Annotated in this window: 17 protein-coding genes; 16 read left to right on the forward strand and 1 reads right to left on the reverse strand. The window is 71.2% G+C overall.

Annotated features, from left to right (window positions below; all coding sequences use genetic code 11):
- From cobD to ACU5AP_RS12325, 15 genes are all read left to right on the forward strand, one after another.
- Positions 1-1,011, forward strand: coding sequence for a threonine-phosphate decarboxylase CobD (gene cobD, locus ACU5AP_RS12255; protein ID WP_446681306.1), 1,011 nt, complete (start codon positions 1-3; stop codon positions 1,009-1,011).
- On the forward strand, positions 1,008-1,859 hold the full coding sequence (locus ACU5AP_RS12260) for an ABC transporter substrate-binding protein (RefSeq protein WP_440230366.1): 852 nt from the start codon (positions 1,008-1,010) through the stop codon (positions 1,857-1,859). Before cobD ends, ACU5AP_RS12260 begins: the two co-directional genes overlap by 4 nt.
- Positions 1,856-2,839, forward strand: coding sequence for a FecCD family ABC transporter permease (locus ACU5AP_RS12265; RefSeq protein ID WP_128115178.1), 984 nt, complete (start codon positions 1,856-1,858; stop codon positions 2,837-2,839). The genes ACU5AP_RS12260 and ACU5AP_RS12265 overlap by 4 nt, the downstream gene beginning before the upstream one ends.
- The gene (locus tag ACU5AP_RS12270) at positions 2,836-3,612 is read left to right on the forward strand and encodes an ABC transporter ATP-binding protein (RefSeq protein ID WP_128720609.1); all 777 of its coding nucleotides are present in this window, start codon (positions 2,836-2,838) and stop codon (positions 3,610-3,612) included. The genes ACU5AP_RS12265 and ACU5AP_RS12270 overlap by 4 nt, the downstream gene beginning before the upstream one ends.
- Positions 3,602-4,549, forward strand: a complete 948-nt coding sequence (cbiB, locus tag ACU5AP_RS12275) for an adenosylcobinamide-phosphate synthase CbiB (RefSeq protein WP_446681307.1) — start codon at positions 3,602-3,604, stop codon at positions 4,547-4,549. The genes ACU5AP_RS12270 and cbiB overlap by 11 nt, the downstream gene beginning before the upstream one ends.
- Positions 4,537-6,009, forward strand: a complete 1,473-nt coding sequence (locus ACU5AP_RS12280) for a cobyric acid synthase (RefSeq protein ID WP_128720608.1) — start codon at positions 4,537-4,539, stop codon at positions 6,007-6,009. The genes cbiB and ACU5AP_RS12280 overlap by 13 nt, the downstream gene beginning before the upstream one ends.
- Complete coding sequence (gene cobT, locus ACU5AP_RS12285; RefSeq protein WP_088410208.1) at positions 6,006-7,049, forward strand: nicotinate-nucleotide--dimethylbenzimidazole phosphoribosyltransferase; 1,044 nt, start codon at positions 6,006-6,008, stop codon at positions 7,047-7,049. Before ACU5AP_RS12280 ends, cobT begins: the two co-directional genes overlap by 4 nt.
- Positions 7,046-7,813: an adenosylcobinamide-GDP ribazoletransferase gene (gene cobS, locus ACU5AP_RS12290; protein ID WP_223850896.1), complete on the forward strand. Its 768-nt coding sequence runs from the start codon at positions 7,046-7,048 to the stop codon at positions 7,811-7,813. The genes cobT and cobS overlap by 4 nt, the downstream gene beginning before the upstream one ends.
- The gene (locus ACU5AP_RS12295) at positions 7,810-8,328 is read left to right on the forward strand and encodes a tyrosine phosphatase family protein (protein WP_128720607.1); all 519 of its coding nucleotides are present in this window, start codon (positions 7,810-7,812) and stop codon (positions 8,326-8,328) included. Before cobS ends, ACU5AP_RS12295 begins: the two co-directional genes overlap by 4 nt.
- Positions 8,325-8,942, forward strand: coding sequence for a cob(I)yrinic acid a,c-diamide adenosyltransferase (cobO, locus tag ACU5AP_RS12300; protein ID WP_003165900.1), 618 nt, complete (start codon positions 8,325-8,327; stop codon positions 8,940-8,942). Before ACU5AP_RS12295 ends, cobO begins: the two co-directional genes overlap by 4 nt.
- On the forward strand, positions 8,942-9,319 hold the full coding sequence (locus ACU5AP_RS12305) for a DUF1636 family protein (protein ID WP_046652078.1): 378 nt from the start codon (positions 8,942-8,944) through the stop codon (positions 9,317-9,319). Before cobO ends, ACU5AP_RS12305 begins: the two co-directional genes overlap by 1 nt.
- 73 nt (positions 9,320-9,392) lie before the next feature.
- Positions 9,393-11,888: a heavy metal translocating P-type ATPase gene (locus ACU5AP_RS12310; protein ID WP_446681308.1), complete on the forward strand. Its 2,496-nt coding sequence runs from the start codon at positions 9,393-9,395 to the stop codon at positions 11,886-11,888.
- Positions 11,888-12,307, forward strand: coding sequence for a Cu(I)-responsive transcriptional regulator (gene cueR / locus ACU5AP_RS12315; protein ID WP_003165897.1), 420 nt, complete (start codon positions 11,888-11,890; stop codon positions 12,305-12,307). Before ACU5AP_RS12310 ends, cueR begins: the two co-directional genes overlap by 1 nt.
- Positions 12,308-12,367: 60 nt before the next feature.
- Positions 12,368-12,565, forward strand: coding sequence for a heavy-metal-associated domain-containing protein (locus ACU5AP_RS12320; protein ID WP_003165896.1), 198 nt, complete (start codon positions 12,368-12,370; stop codon positions 12,563-12,565).
- A gap of 2 nt (positions 12,566-12,567) precedes the next feature.
- Positions 12,568-13,053, forward strand: a complete 486-nt coding sequence (locus ACU5AP_RS12325) for a DUF411 domain-containing protein (protein ID WP_076223714.1) — start codon at positions 12,568-12,570, stop codon at positions 13,051-13,053.
- Positions 13,054-13,155: 102 nt separating this feature from the next.
- Here ACU5AP_RS12325 and ACU5AP_RS12330 read toward each other — a convergent pair whose 3' ends face one another.
- The gene (locus ACU5AP_RS12330; RefSeq protein ID WP_446681310.1) at positions 13,156-13,731 is read right to left on the reverse strand and encodes an OmpA family protein; all 576 of its coding nucleotides are present in this window, start codon (positions 13,729-13,731) and stop codon (positions 13,156-13,158) included.
- Positions 13,732-14,036: 305 nt separating this feature from the next.
- Here ACU5AP_RS12330 and ACU5AP_RS12335 point away from each other — a divergent pair.
- Positions 14,037-14,306: hypothetical protein (locus ACU5AP_RS12335; protein WP_446681309.1), on the forward strand; the 270-nt coding region annotated here is incomplete at its 3' end.

Genomic DNA, 14,306 nt, shown 5'->3' on the forward strand with positions numbered 1-14,306 from the left:
ATGAAGGACGCCGCGTTCCTGACGACGGCGACCCGGCACGGCGGCGGCCTGATGACGGCCGCCGCCGCCTATCCCGACGCGCCGCAGCCCTGGCTGGACCTGTCCACGGGGATCAATCCCGAGCCGTGGCGGGGGGCGCGTGCGTCGGAGGAGGCGCTGAACCGCCTGCCCGATCCCGCCGCCCTGGCGGCGTTGGAGACGGTCGCCGCAGCCGCCTTCGGCGCTGCGCCCGAGCGGACGGCGGCGGTCGCGGGGGCCGAGGCGGCGATCCGTCTTCTGCCCCTATTGCTGGGCGTGCGGGCGGTCGAGATCGTCGGCCCGACCTACGGCGCCCACGCCGAGGCCTGGCGGGCGGCGGGCGTGGCGACGCGTCTGATCGCGCCCGATCAGGCGGCGGCCTCGCAGGCGGGCGTGCTGGTCGTCGTCAATCCGAACAATCCCGACGGCCGCCTGATCCGGCGGACCGATTTGATCGCCATGGCGCGGGCGCGCTCCAAGGCGGGGCGCTGGCTGGTGGCGGACGAGTCCTTCATCGAATGCGCGCCCGGCGACAGCGTGTCGGACCTGGCCGAGCCGGGGCTGATCGTCCTGCGCTCCTTCGGCAAATTTTATGGTCTGGCCGGGGTGCGGCTGGGCTTCATGCTGGCGGCGCCCGAGCTGATCCGGCGATTGCGCGCGCTTCAGGGCGACTGGCCGGTCGGCGCCGACGCCCTGGCGCTGGGGCTGGGCGCCTACGCCGACGAGGCCTGGCGGCGCCGGACCGAGGCGGCCCTGGCCGAACGGGCCGACCGGCTGGACGACCTGCTGGCGCGGGCGGGGTTTCAGATCATCGGCGGGACCAGTCTGTTTCGCATGACGCGCACGCCCCACGCCGCGCGCTGGTTCCAGCACCTGTGCCGCGCGGGAATCCTGACCCGGCCGTTCGACCATACGCCCGACGCCCTTCGCTTCGGCGTTCCGGCCGAGCGCGACTTCCCTCGACTGCGACGCGCGCTGGAGGCCTTCGGATGAGGGCGACCCGGCGACAGGCGTTGGCGGGCGCGGGGGCCATGCTGGTCGCCGGACCGGCTGCGGCCAACACTGCGCCGCGTCGCGTGGTGTCGCTGAACGCCTGCCTCGACGCCGTTCTGGTCCACGTCGCCGACCGGGGACAGATCGTCGCCCTCAGCCACTATGCGCGCGAGCCGGTCGGCTCGACCATTTCCGAGGTGGCCAAGACCCTGCCCTTCACCTGGGAGACGGCGGAGGAGGTCATCGCCCTGCGCCCCGATCTGGTGCTGACCAGCCGCCACAGCGCCCTGGCCACCCGCAATGCGCTGGGCCGTCTGAACATTCAGACCGAGCTGTTCTCGGTGCCCGACAGCGTGGCCGCCAGCCTGGATCAGGTGCGCGAGGTCGCCCGCCTGGTCGGCCGTCCGGCGCGGGGCCAGGCCTTGATCGCGCGCATCGAGGCGGCCATCGCCGCCGCCGCCCCGCCGCCCGGATCGCCGCCGCTGACGGCCCTGATCTACCAGCCCAACGGTTTCGCCGCCGGGCGCGGCACCTTGATGGACGAGATGATGACCCGCGCCGGGTTTCAGAACGTCGCCGCCCGTTATGGCCTGGGCAAATGGGGCAATGTGCCGGTCGAGCGCCTGCTGGCCGACCCGCCGCAGGTGCTGCTCAGCGGCGTGCCGGTGCGCGGCTCGCGCACATGGGCCGACCGGGTCATGCGACATCCGGCGCTGAAGTCCCTGTCCGGCCGGATGGTGCAGGCGCAACTGGAAGAGAAGCTGCTCTATTGCGGCGGGCCGGTGCTGATCCAGACCGCCGCCGCCCTGGCGCGCGCGCGCCGTACGGCGCTGGAGGCTCTGACATGACCCTGCCGCGTCCTCTGGTGATGATCGGACTTCTGCTCCTGATCGTCGCCCTGTCCGTCGCCAGCATGAGCGCCGGCCGCGTCTGGATCCCCTGGAGCGATTGGGCGAGCCAGCGCGGCGATCCCGCCTGGGCCATCCTGTTCGAGCTGCGCCTGCCGCGCACGGTGCTGGCCCTGATGGTCGGGGCGGTGCTGGGCCTGACCGGGGCGGCGTTGCAGGGCTACACCCGCAACCCGCTGGCCGATCCGGCGATCCTGGGCGTGTCGACCATGGCGGCGTTGGGGGCGGTGCTGACCTTCTATCTGGGCGCGGCGGCCAGCGCGCCGTGGGTGCTGCCGGTCGCGGCCATGATCGGGGCGGGGGTCGGCGTGTTGCTGCTGCTGGCCCTGGCGGGGGCGACCAGCAGCGTCGTCACCTTCATCCTGGCCGGGGTGGTGATCCAGACCATGGCGGGGGCGGGGGTCGCCCTGGCGCTGAACCTGGCGCCCAATCCCTGGGCGGTGAACGAGATCGTCAACTGGCTGATGGGGTCGCTGGCTGACCGCAGCGTGGTCGAACTGAGGTTGGCGGCGCCGGGCATGATCCTGGGGTGCCTGCTGCTGTTGACCCAAGGCCGGACGCTGGACGCCCTGACCCTGGGCGAGGCGGGGGCGCGGTCGCTGGGCGTGCGGCTGGATGTCGGGCGCATGATGCTGGCGCTGGGCGCGGCCCTGGCGGTCGGCTCGGCGGTGGCGGTGACGGGGTCGATCGGCTTCGTCGGCCTGATCGTGCCGCATCTGCTGCGGCCCCTGATCGGCGCCCGGCCCAGCGGCCTGTTGCTGCCCTCGGCCCTGGGCGGGGCGGCGTTGACGCTGGCGGCGGACATCCTGGTGCGGCTGACGCCCGCCTCGACCGAGATCAAGCTGGGCGTGGCTATGGCGGCCCTGGGCGGCCCCTTCTTCCTGGCCCTGCTTATCAGCATGAGAAGGAAGCTGGCATGAGCATCCTGAGCGTGGAGAACCTGTCCGTCCGACTGGGCGACAAGGCGGTGCTGAACGGCGTCGACGCGGCCTTCGCGCCGGGGCTGGTGACGGCGATCGTCGGACCGAACGGGGCGGGCAAGTCGACGCTGCTGGACTGTCTGGCGGCGCTGCGGACGCCCGACGCGGGCCGGGTGACGCTGGACGGCCGAGCATTGCGCGACCTGCCTGCGCGCGCGCGATCACGGCGCATCGCCTACCTGCCCCAGAACGCCGAGATCGCCTGGGCGGTCGAGGGGCGCACCTTCGTCGGCCTGGGCCGCACGCCTTACGTCGGCGCCTGGGGCTTGAGGGCGGACGACCGCGCCGCCGTGGCCCGCGCCATGGCGGTGGCAGGGGTGGACGCCTTCGCCGACCGCGTCGTCTCGACCCTGTCGGGCGGCGAGCGGGCGCGCGTCCTGATCGCCCGCGCCCTGGCCGGAGAGCCGCAATGGCTGCTGGCGGACGAGCCGCTGGCGGGCCTTGATCCGGGTCATGTGCTGGACGCCTGCGACCTGTTCCGGCGGCTGGCGGATGAAGAGGGGCGGGGCGTCGTCCTGACCCTGCACGACCTAGACGCCGCCCTGCGCGTGGCGGATCGGGTGATCGTCCTGGCTGAGGGACGCGTGCTGGCCGACGCCGCCCCGGCCGAGGCCCTGTCGCCCGAAGTGCTCAAGGCGGCGTACGGCGTCGAGGCGCGCACCCTGGACGGCGCGCGCGGCCCGGTGCTGGAGATGGTCGGCCGTGCCCGTTAGCAGCCTGCCCACGCCCTGGATCGTCGCGGGCGCCCTGCTGGTCGAGGGCGTCGTCGGCTGGCCCCGGCGCCTGTCGCATCCGGTGGCGTGGATCGGCGCCCTGATCGCGGTGCTGGAGCGGCGCTGGAACAAGACGGAGCAGCCGGAGGGCGCGCGCCGCGCTCTGGGCGTCGTCACGGTCCTGACCCTGATCGCCGTCGCAGGCGGCGCAGGCTGGGGCGTGCAGGCGCTGGCCGCCGCCTCGCCGTTGTGGCGGGGGGGGGCGCTGCTGCTGGTCTGCGGCGCGACGGGGCTGGCGGCGCGCAGCCTGTTCGACCACGTCCGCGCCGTGGCTCGACCGCTGAAGACAGGCGACCTGCCCGCCGCGCGTCTGGCGGTCGGCATGATCGTCGGTCGCGACGTCGAGGCGATGGACGAGAACGAGATCGCGACCGCCGCCCTGGAAAGCCTGGCCGAGAGCTTCTGCGACGGCGTGGTCGCGCCGGTCTTCTGGTTCGTGATCGGCGGCCTGCCGGGGCTGTTCATCTATAAGGCGGTCAACACCGCCGACAGCATGATCGGCCATATGGAGCTGCGCTGGCGCGCCTTCGGCTGGGCGGCGGCGCGGACCGACGACGTGATGAACTGGATCCCGGCGCGCATCGCGGGCGCCTTGATCGCTCTAGGCGGCGCGGGCGGCTGGCGCATCATGTGGCGCGATGCGGGCGCGCATGCCTCGCCCAACGCCGGGTGGCCCGAGGCGGCCATGGCGGGCGCGCTGCGGGTTCGACTGGGCGGGCCGGTCCGCTATGACGGCGTCATGACCGACCGACCTGTCTTCGGCGACTGGGCGCCGCCGTCCGCCCATGATCTGAAACGCGGGCTGAAGGTTTACGGCGTCGCCTGCGCCCTGTTGCTGATGCTGCTGATCGCGGGGGGCTTCGCATGGCCGCGCTGATGATTCAGGGCTGCGGCTCGGACGTGGGCAAGTCGGTGCTGGTCGCCGGTCTGTGCCGCGTCTTCGCCAATCGCGGCCTGACAGTGCGGCCGTTCAAGCCGCAGAACATGTCCAACAACGCCGCCGTCACAGCTCCCGATCCTGAGGGCCGCACCGGCGAGATCGGCCGCGCCCAGGCGCTTCAGGCTCTGGCCTGCCGCACCCCGGCGACCGTCGACATGAACCCTGTCCTGCTGAAGCCGCAGAGCGACACCGGCGCCCAGCTGGTCGTGCGCGGTCAGGTCGAAGGCGTGTGGCAGGCGGCGGGTTATCAGGACCGCAAGGCCGCCCTGCTGGACGTGGTGCTGGACAGCTTCCGCAGTCTTCAGGCCGAGGCCGATCTGGTAATCGTCGAGGGCGCGGGCAGTCCGGCCGAGACCAACCTGCGCGCCGGGGACATCGCCAACATGGGCTTCGCCAGCGCGGCGGATGTGCCGGTGGTGCTGGTCGGAGACATCGACCGGGGCCATGTGATCGCCTCCCTGGTCGGCGCCCATGCGGTGCTGGACGACGAGGACCGGGCCATGATCCGGGGCTTCATCATCAACAAGTTTCGCGGCGATCCGGCCCTGTTCGATCAGGGCCGGGTCGAGATCACGCGGCGCACGGGCTGGCCGGATCTGGGCATGGCGCCGTGGCTGGCGGATGCGCGGTCGCTTCCGGCCGAGGACGCCGTGGTGCTGGAGCGTTCGGGCGGCGCGCGCGGCGGAAGAGTGCGGATCGCCGTGCCCATGCTGTCGCGCATCGCCAATTTCGACGACTTCGATCCGTTGCGGCATGAGCCGGGCGTGGACTTCGGCTTCGTGCCGCCGGGGCAGGCCCTGCCGGGGGATGCCGACCTGATCATCCTGCCGGGAACCAAGGCGACGCTGGCCGATCTGGCGTTTCTGCGGACGCAGGGCTGGGACGTGGACATCGCCGCCCATGTGCGGCGCGGCGGGCGGGTGCTGGGCGTGTGCGGCGGCTATCAGATGTTGGGCCGCACGATCAGCGACCCGGACGGCGTCGAGGGCGTGGCGGGTTCGGCGCCGGGGCTGGGCCTGCTGGACATCGAGACGGTGCTGGCGGGGGCCAAGACCCTGCGACGGGTCGAGGGACGGCTGACGCCCTCGGGGGCGGCGGTTCAGGGCTATGAGATTCACATCGGCCGCACCGACGGGCCCGACACGGCGCGGCCGGTCGCCGTGATCGACGGAACGGCGCACGGCGCGCGCTCATGCGACGGGCGGATCGCGGGCCTCTATGTCCACGGCCTGTTCGACCGGACCGATGCGCGGGCGGCCCTGTTGGCGGAGGTCGGGGCCCCATCTGACGGCGTGGATCAGGGCGCGCGGGTGGATCAGGCGCTGGACCGCATCGCCGCCGTTCTGGAAACCCATTTCGACATTCCGGCGCTGGCCCGGATCGCAGGACTGACATGACCGAACTGACCGAGCTTTTCTCCGTTCCGCCGCTGGATCAGGGGTTACGCGAGCCGCTGCGGCAGGCGCTGGACGGCAAGGCCAAGCCGGTCGGCGCACTGGGCCGGATCGAGGATCTGGCCCTGACGCTGGGTCTGATCCAGCAGACTCTGCGTCCGACCGTGACCCAGCCGGTGCTGCTGGTCTTCGCCGGGGATCACGGGCTGACGCGCTCGGGCGTGGCGGCCTATCCGTCGGGCGTGACCGTGGCCATGGTCGACACCCTGCTGACGGGGCGGGCCAGCGCCAACGCCTTCGCCGGGGTCGTCGGGGCCGAGGTGCAGGTGATCGACGCGGGCGTCGCCGCCGACCTGTCGGACCGTGCGGGTCTGATCCAAGCCAAGGTCGCGTCGGGCACGAAGGACGCCTCGGTCGAGCCCGCCATGACACGCGATCAGGCTGAGGCCGCCCTGCTGGAAGGCGCGGCCATGGCGCGGGCCGCCATCGACGACGGCGCCGATGTGATCGCCCTGGGCGAAATGGGCATCGGCAACAGCGCCTCGGCCGCCCTGCTGATGCACCGGCTGGCGCCCGCGCCTCTGGCCGACTGCGTGGGGCAGGGGGCGGGACATTCGCCCGAGGGCATGGCGCGCAAGCAGGCCGTGCTGGCCAGGGCCGCCGCCCGGTCGGGCGCGACCGCGCCGATGGAGGTGCTGACCCAGTTCGGCGGGTTTGAGATCGCCATGATGGCCGGGGCCCTGCTCGGCGCGGCCAAGGCGGGCGTGCCCGTCGTCGTCGACGGCTTCATCGGCTCGGCGGCGGCGCTGCTGGCGATCCGGCTGGCGCCGAACGCGCGCGGCTACTGCATCTTCGCCCACGCTTCGGCCGAGGCCGGGCATCGTCGGATGCTGCAGGCGGTGGAGGCGCAACCCCTGCTGGGCCTCGATATGCGGCTGGGCGAGGGGACGGGCGCCCTGCTGGCCGTGCCGCTGTTGAAGGCGGCTTGCGCCCTGCTGTCCGACGTGGCCGAGCTGAAGGACATATTGGAGGCCGCGCGATGATCGGGCGTGAGGCGCGGCTGTTCGTCTGCGCCCTGCAGTTCCTGACGCGCCTGCCGACGCCGTCGCTGCGCGATTTCCAGCCGGAGTGGATCCAGCAGAGCGCGCGCTGGTTCCCGCTGGTCGGACAGGTGGTCGGCCTGATCGCGGCGGCGATCCTGTATGGCGCGGCGCAGGTGTGGAGCCCGTGGATTGCGGCCCTGCTGGCCGTGGCGGCGGGCGTGGCCCTGACCGGCGGCTTCCACGAGGACGGGCTGGCTGACACCGCCGACGGTCTGGGCGGCGGCCAGACGCGGGCGCGGCGGTTGGAGATCATGAAGGACAGCCGCCTCGGCTCATACGGCGCGCTGACGCTGGGGCTGACGCTGGCGCTGCGGGTTGCGGCGCTGGCGATGTTGGTCGCCGTCTCGCCGTGGATGGCGGCGGCGGCGCTGGTGGCCTCGCATGGCCTGGGCCGGGCGGCGGCGGTCGGGGCGATGGCGCTTATGCCCTATGGCGGCGACCCCGGAATGGCCAAGGAGGGCAGGCCGGACCGGGCCTCGATCGCGGGACTGGCGGTCGCTGTTCTGGTCGCCCTGTGGCCCCTGGCCCTGCTGCCGGTCGCGGCGGGCGTGGCCGGCATGGCGGCGGGGCTGGTCGTCGGCGCGGTTCCGGCGTGGCAGGCGCAGCGGCTGATCGGCGGACGCACCGGCGATGTGCTGGGCGCGGTCGAGCAGATGTTCGAGGTCGGCTTCCTGCTGGCCGTCGCCGGGCTGCTGGCGGCATGAGGCTGATCGTCTCGCCCCTGCCGCAGGTCGAGCAACTGCTGGCCGAGCACCGGCCGTCGCATCTGGTGACGCTAGCCTCGCCGGGGGCTGAAGCGGCTTTTGACGCCGAGCATCGGCTGGACCTGCGCTTCAACGACATCGCCGCCCCGCGCGAGAGGCTGATCGCGCCGTCGGCAGAGCACGTCGCGGCGCTGCTGGCCTTTGCGGAAGGCTGGACCGGCGCGCGGCCGCTGCTGATCCATTGCTGGGCGGGGGTCAGCCGCTCGACGGCGGCGGCCTATGTCGTCGCCTGCGCCCGCACGGCGCCGGGGCGCGAGGGCGAGTGGGCCGCGCGTCTGCGAGACGCCGCGCCGACCGCCACGCCCAACCCCCTGATCGTCGCCCACGCCGACTGCCTGCTGGACCGCGGCGGCGCCATGGTCCGCGCCGTCGAAGCCATCGGCCGGGGCGCCGAGACCGACTGGGGCGCGCCCTTTGAACTGGACCTGACCGCCGAAGGAGACGGCCGCCGATGAGCGACCCCAACGACGCCGAACTGAACGCCCGCCACGCCGAAAAGATGAAGCGCATCCAGGCCGCCCGCGCCCGGATGATGCAGTCCAAGACGGTCGAGCGCGGCCTGGTCATCGTCCACACCGGGACGGGCAAGGGCAAGTCGACGGCGGCCATGGGCATGGTCTGCCGCATGATCGGCCACGGGATGAAGACCTCCATCATCCAGTTCATCAAGGGGGCGATGGAGACGGGCGAGCAGACCCTGTTCGACAGCTTTCCCGACCTGGTCGAGATGCGGCCGATGGGCGAGGGCTTCACCTGGGACACCCAGGACCGCGCCGCCGACATCGCCAACGTCCGCCGCGCCTGGGAGGCCGCCAAGGCCCGCATCATGGACCCGGAATGGAAGATGGTCGTCTGCGACGAGCTGAACATCGCCTTGCGCTACGACTACCTGCCGGTCGAGGAGGTGCTGGAGGTTCTGGCCGCGCGCCCGGCCGACACCCACGTCGTCATCACCGGCCGCAACGCCCCGGACGCCCTGATCGCGGCGGCCGATCTCGTCACCGACATGCAGATGGTCAAGCACCCGTTCCGCAGCGGGGTGAAGGCCCAGGCCGGGGTGGAGTTTTGATGACGGAGGCGACGGCGCGACTGGTCGTCTGCAGCACCTGCCGTCTGTCGACGAACGAGCCCGTGGACGCGGACGGCGTCTCAGGCGGGCGGCTGCTGCTTCAGGCCGTGGCGACGGCGGCGCGGGGCGCGCCCGAACTGCGGGTCGAGGAGCAGGCCTGCCTGTGGGCCTGCCGCAGCCATTGCACCGTCTATCTGGCCCAGGGCGGCAAGCCTGGCTACCTGGCCGGAACCTTCACGCCGACCGCCGAGGCCGCCGAGGCCATCGTCGATTTCGCGCGCCGCTACGTCGCCAGCCCGGACGGCGCCGTGCCCTATCGCGACTGGCCCGAGGGGATGAAGGGCCATTTCATCGCTCGCCTGCCTCAGGACGCCTGATTTAGCGCGCTTGACCTTCCCTTGATGGGAAGGTTTACAGGTGTCGTCGTCAAAGGTTTACGAGGACGACGTCATGGCCGCCGAAGGCTTGAGAACACTGGATCTGCCCGTCCTGGGCATGACCTGCGCCAGCTGCGTGGGGCGCGTCGAAAAGGCCATCCGCGCCGTGCCGGGCGTGACGCAGGCGCAGGTGAATCTGGCCGCTGAACGGGCGCAGGTGTCGCTGTCGCCCGACGGTTCCGCCGCCGCCGTCGCGGCCGCCATCAAGAGCGCCGGCTATGAGCCGATGGAGGAGGAGGTCGTCTATCCCGTGCGGGAGATGACCTGCGCCTCCTGCGTCGGCCGCGTGGAAAAGGCGCTGGCCGCCGTGCCGGGCGTGCTGTCGGCCAGCGTCAATCTGGCGACCGAGCGGGCGACGGTGCGCTTCTTGTCGGGGGCGACGACGTTCCAGGATCTGGCCGCCGCCGTCGAACAGGCCGGCTATGTGCTGGAGGCGCCCGAGGACGCCGGGCCGGACGCCGGCGATCGCGAACAGGCCGCCCGCGACGCCGAGATCAAGAAGCTGGGCCGCGCGGTGCTGATCGCGGGCGCGGCGACCCTGCCGCTGTTCGTGCTGGAGATGGGCTCGCACTTCGTGCCGGGGATGCACCACTGGGTCAGTGAGACGATCGGAGCCTTCAACTGGAAGGTCATCAGCTTCGTGCTGGCGACCTTCGTGCTGTTCGTGCCGGGGATCATCTTCTATCGCAAGGGCGTGCCCGCCCTGCTGCGCTGGGCGCCGGACATGAACTCCCTCGTCGTGCTGGGCGCGACGGCGGCCTGGGCCTTCTCGACGGTGGCGACCTTTGCGTCGCAGTGGCTGCCGGAGGGCACGGCCAACATCTATTTCGAGGCGGCGGCGGTGATCGTCACCCTGATCCTGGTCGGGCGCTGGATCGAGGCGCGGGCCAAGGGCCGCACCGGCCAGGCGATCCGTCGCCTGATGTCGCTTCAAGCCAAGACCGCGCGCGTGGTGCGCGACGGCGTCGAGCAGGACGTGGCCGTCGATGCGGTCAAGGTCGGGGACGTGGTCGTGGTGCGCCCCGGCGAGCGGGTTCCGGTCGATGGCGTGGTCACGGACGGGGCCTCCTTTGTCGATGAATCCATGCTGACGGGCGAGCCGATCCCGGTCGAGAAGACCGCCGGGGCTGACGTCACGGGCGGCACGCTGAACACCACGGGCGCCTTCCGCTTCGAGGCGCGTCAGGTCGGCTCGCAGACCGTGCTGGCCCAGATCGTCAAGATGGTCGAGGCGGCCCAAGGGGCCAAGCTGCCGATCCAGGCGCTGGTGGACAAGGTGACGGGCTGGTTCGTGCCCGCCGTCATGGCCATCGCCGCCCTGACCTTCGCCGTGTGGTTCCTGTTCGGGCCGGACCCGGCGCTGGGGATGGCCCTGGTCGCGACCGTGGCCGTGCTGATCATCGCCTGCCCGTGCGCCATGGGTCTGGCGACGCCGACCTCCATCATGGTGGGCGTGGGACGTGCGGCCGAGCTGGGCGTGCTGTTCCGCAAGGGCGAGGCGCTTCAGGCCCTGCAGGGCGTGGACGTCGTCGCCTTCGACAAGACCGGCACCCTGACCGAAGGCAAGCCGACCCTGACCGATCTGGTCACGGCTGAGGGCTTTGATGAGACGACGGTGCTGGCCCAGGTGGCGGCGCTGGAGATCCGCTCCGAGCATCCGGTGGCCCGCGCCCTGGTCGCCGCCGCCGAGGCGCGCGGCGTGACGGTGGCCCGGCCGCTGGACTTCGCCTCCATCCCCGGCAAGGGGGTGACGGGTCTGGTCGAGGGCGCGCGCGTCGCCGTCGGCGCCGACCGCTACATGGCCGAGTTGGGCTGCGACGTGGCCGTGTTCGCCGAGGCGGCGGCCCGTCTGGGCGACGAAGGCAAGACGCCGCTCTACGCCGCCGTGGACGGTCGACTGGCCGCCATCATCGCCGTGGCCGATCCGGTCAAGGCGACGACGGCCGAGGCCATCGCCGCCCTGCACGAGCTGGGGCTGAAGGTGGCGGTCATCAGCGGCGACAACCGCCGCACCGCCGCCGCCGTCGCGCGTCGTCTGGGCATCGACGAAGTCCACGCCGAGGTCATGCCGGACGGCAAGGTGGCGGTGATCGAGGCGCTAAAGGCGGGCGGGCGCAGGGTCGCCTTCGTCGGCGACGGGGTGAACGACGCCCCGGCTCTGGCGGCGGCGGACGTGGGTCTGGCGGTGGGCGGCGGCTCGGACGTGGCGATCGAGAGCGCGGACGTGGTCCTGACCGGCGGCGACCTGCGCGGGGCGGTCAGCGCCATCGGCCTGTCGCGGGCGACGATGAACAACATCCGTCAGAACCTGGCCTGGGCCTTCGGCTACAACGTGCTGCTGATCCCAGTGGCGGCGGGGGTGCTCTATCCGGTCTTCGGCCTGATGCTGTCGCCCATGCTGGCGGCGGGGGCCATGGCCCTGTCCAGCGTCAGCGTGGTCCTGAACGCTTTGCGCCTGCGAGCCTTCAAGCCCCATATCGGTTCGAACAGCGTGAAGGGAGCCGCGTGATGAACATCGGCAAGGCTGCACAGGCGACCGGGGTCACGGCCAAGATGATCCGCTACTATGAGGCGCAAGGGCTGATCCGCCCGGCGGATCGGACCGACGGCAACTATCGTGATTTCAGCGAGCGCGACCTGAACGACCTGCGCTTCATCCGACGGGCGCGGGGGCTGGGTTTCTCGATCGAAGAGATCAGCCGTCTGCTGTCGTTATGGCGCGATAACTCGCGGCCCAGCCGCGAGGTCAAGGCGATGGCGCAGAAGCACCTGGTCGATCTGGACGCCCGCATCCTCGAGATGCGCGAGATGGCCGACACCCTGCGTCATCTGGCCAATTGCTGCGCCGGCGACGAACGGCCGGACTGCCCGATCCTGTCCGACCTGGCGGGCGATACGTCGCAGGACGCGGCCGGTGCGACCGCTTGACCTTCCTATGGCGGCAAGGGGTCCAATGAACCGTCGCGTATCCAGAAAAGGAGCATCGTCATGATCTCGCTCAACATCCCGAAAATCCGCTGCGGCGGTTGCGTCGCCTCGGTCGAGAAGGCCGTCCTGTCCGTCGATCCGGCGGCCAAGATCACGGCCGATATTCCGGCGCGCCGGGTCGAGGTCGAGACGACGGCGTCCCCGCAATCCCTGGCCGACGCCCTGGCGGCGGCCGGCTATCCCGTTCAGGAGAACTGAAGATGAAGATGCCTGTTAAGCTGGCGGCGATCGCTGTCGGGGCGCTGGCCGTCGGCGGCGGCGTGTTTCTGGCCGAGGGCTTCGCCCGGCCCGCCGAGGCGGCCGAGATGACCGTCTACAAGAGCGATTCCTGCGGCTGCTGCGGCGGCTGGGTCGATCACATCCGGCGCTCGGGCATAGAGGTGAATGTGGTCGCGACCGACGACCTGGCGCCGGTCAAGCAGCGGCTGGGCGTCCCGCAGTCGCTGTGGAGCTGCCATACGGCCGTGATCGACGGCAAGGTCATCGAGGGCCACGTCCCGGCGGCGGGCGTGAAGGCCTTCCTGAAAAAGCCCGGCCAGGCGCGCGGCATCGGCGTGGGCGGCATGCCGACCGGCTCGCCCGGCATGGAAGCGCCCGGCTATGCGCCGGACCGTTATGACGTCATGACCTTCGGCGAGGGCGCGCCGGCGCGCTTCATGACTTTCGTGGGCGCTGATCCGGCCTGACGTCGGTTCTGAGCTGAAGACGACGACGGCGGCGCCCCCTGCGGGACGCCGCCGTTTTTCGTTCCGGCCGGGGCATGAGGCCGGAACGAAAGCCTTCGGCCGTTAGGCCAGCACCATGATGGCGACGCGGCGGTTCTGGGCGCGGCCTTCACGGGTGTTGTTGGGAGCCACCGGCTTGGAGGCGCCGTAGGAGATGGTCGCCATGCGGTTCAGGGCGATGCCCTGATCGCTCAGGAAACGACGCACCGCTTCAGCGCGCTCCTGGCCCAGACGCTCGTTGATCTGGTCGTTGCCGGTCGAGTCGGTGTGGCCCTGGATTTCCAGATAGACGTTGGCGTTCTCGGCGCGCAGGCGCTGGACCAGTTCGGCCAGGCGCTGCTCGGCTTCCGGCGACAGCTCGGTGTGGTTGACCGGGAACTTCACCGAGTCGTCCGACAGCACGACCTCGTACAGGAACTTGCCTTGGGCCAGTTTGTGCGCGGCGTTGGCGCGGGCCAGGGCTTCGCCCGCCGTGCCTTCGACCTGGGTGACGTGAGCGTCGACGCCGTCGACACGCTCATTCACGACTTGAACGTTGTCGCGGACGAACCGGTGGCTGGCGCAGCCGCTGACGGCGATGCCGAGAACGGCGACGGCGCCGATGACAGCGGTCTTAGATGCCAATTTGATCAAACTCAGTCTCCTTCGTGCCCGGCCCAACTCCGGGGGATGTTACGCGCCGCACCGGTGTCGGTTGCAAAACGGCGGAGCAAAGACGCGCGAAGAAGTGAAAAGGTTCAGCTTGACTGTAAAAAAATTTCAACAATCGGCGTTTTTGCTGTTCTGCGCCGATTTATGGCCTGGCTTGTTGGCGCCATTTTCCTGACGTGCTGGGATGGTCATTGTCGAATATAAAAGGGCGAGGAGAATCTATTGAAAGCTTTGGTGTTTGCGGCCGCCGACAACTATAAGGCCCATGACGGCAAGGCTTGGGGAGCCTTTAGGTGAAGGCGGGGCCTCGTCGCCGTCGGAACAAGGTCGGCCCGATCCTGGGCAGCCTGATCGCGCACGGTTTGATCCTGGCGCTGATCATTGCTGCGCCGGTTGAACGGCCGCCGCTGGCTCCGGTTCCGCCGGTGGTCGAGGTGATGCTGGTCGAGCCGCCTCCTCCTCCGCCGCCGCCGCCGCCTTCAGAACCTGCGCCGGGCGACGCGCCTGCGGGCGGCTCGGAGCCCGCGCCGGTGCCCAAGCCGGAACCGGCGCCCGCCGCGCCC

It is taken from the genome of Brevundimonas sp. RM1, assembly GCF_052907225.1.

Coding starts and splice junctions, on each gene's coding strand:
- cobS (WP_223850896.1), top strand. CDS start 7,046: ATGATCGGGCGTGAGGCGCGGCTGTTCGTCTGCGCCCTGCAGTTCCTG.
- ACU5AP_RS12270 (WP_128720609.1), top strand. CDS start 2,836: ATGAGCATCCTGAGCGTGGAGAACCTGTCCGTCCGACTGGGCGACAAG.
- ACU5AP_RS12295 (WP_128720607.1), top strand. CDS start 7,810: ATGAGGCTGATCGTCTCGCCCCTGCCGCAGGTCGAGCAACTGCTGGCC.
- cueR (WP_003165897.1), top strand. CDS start 11,888: ATGAACATCGGCAAGGCTGCACAGGCGACCGGGGTCACGGCCAAGATG.
- ACU5AP_RS12305 (WP_046652078.1), top strand. CDS start 8,942: ATGACGGAGGCGACGGCGCGACTGGTCGTCTGCAGCACCTGCCGTCTG.
- cobT (WP_088410208.1), top strand. CDS start 6,006: ATGACCGAACTGACCGAGCTTTTCTCCGTTCCGCCGCTGGATCAGGGG.
- ACU5AP_RS12260 (WP_440230366.1), top strand. CDS start 1,008: ATGAGGGCGACCCGGCGACAGGCGTTGGCGGGCGCGGGGGCCATGCTG.
- ACU5AP_RS12265 (WP_128115178.1), top strand. CDS start 1,856: ATGACCCTGCCGCGTCCTCTGGTGATGATCGGACTTCTGCTCCTGATC.
- ACU5AP_RS12310 (WP_446681308.1), top strand. CDS start 9,393: ATGGCCGCCGAAGGCTTGAGAACACTGGATCTGCCCGTCCTGGGCATG.
- ACU5AP_RS12325 (WP_076223714.1), top strand. CDS start 12,568: ATGAAGATGCCTGTTAAGCTGGCGGCGATCGCTGTCGGGGCGCTGGCC.
- cobO (WP_003165900.1), top strand. CDS start 8,325: ATGAGCGACCCCAACGACGCCGAACTGAACGCCCGCCACGCCGAAAAG.
- ACU5AP_RS12320 (WP_003165896.1), top strand. CDS start 12,368: ATGATCTCGCTCAACATCCCGAAAATCCGCTGCGGCGGTTGCGTCGCC.
- ACU5AP_RS12280 (WP_128720608.1), top strand. CDS start 4,537: ATGGCCGCGCTGATGATTCAGGGCTGCGGCTCGGACGTGGGCAAGTCG.
- cobD (WP_446681306.1), top strand. CDS start 1: ATGAAGGACGCCGCGTTCCTGACGACGGCGACCCGGCACGGCGGCGGC.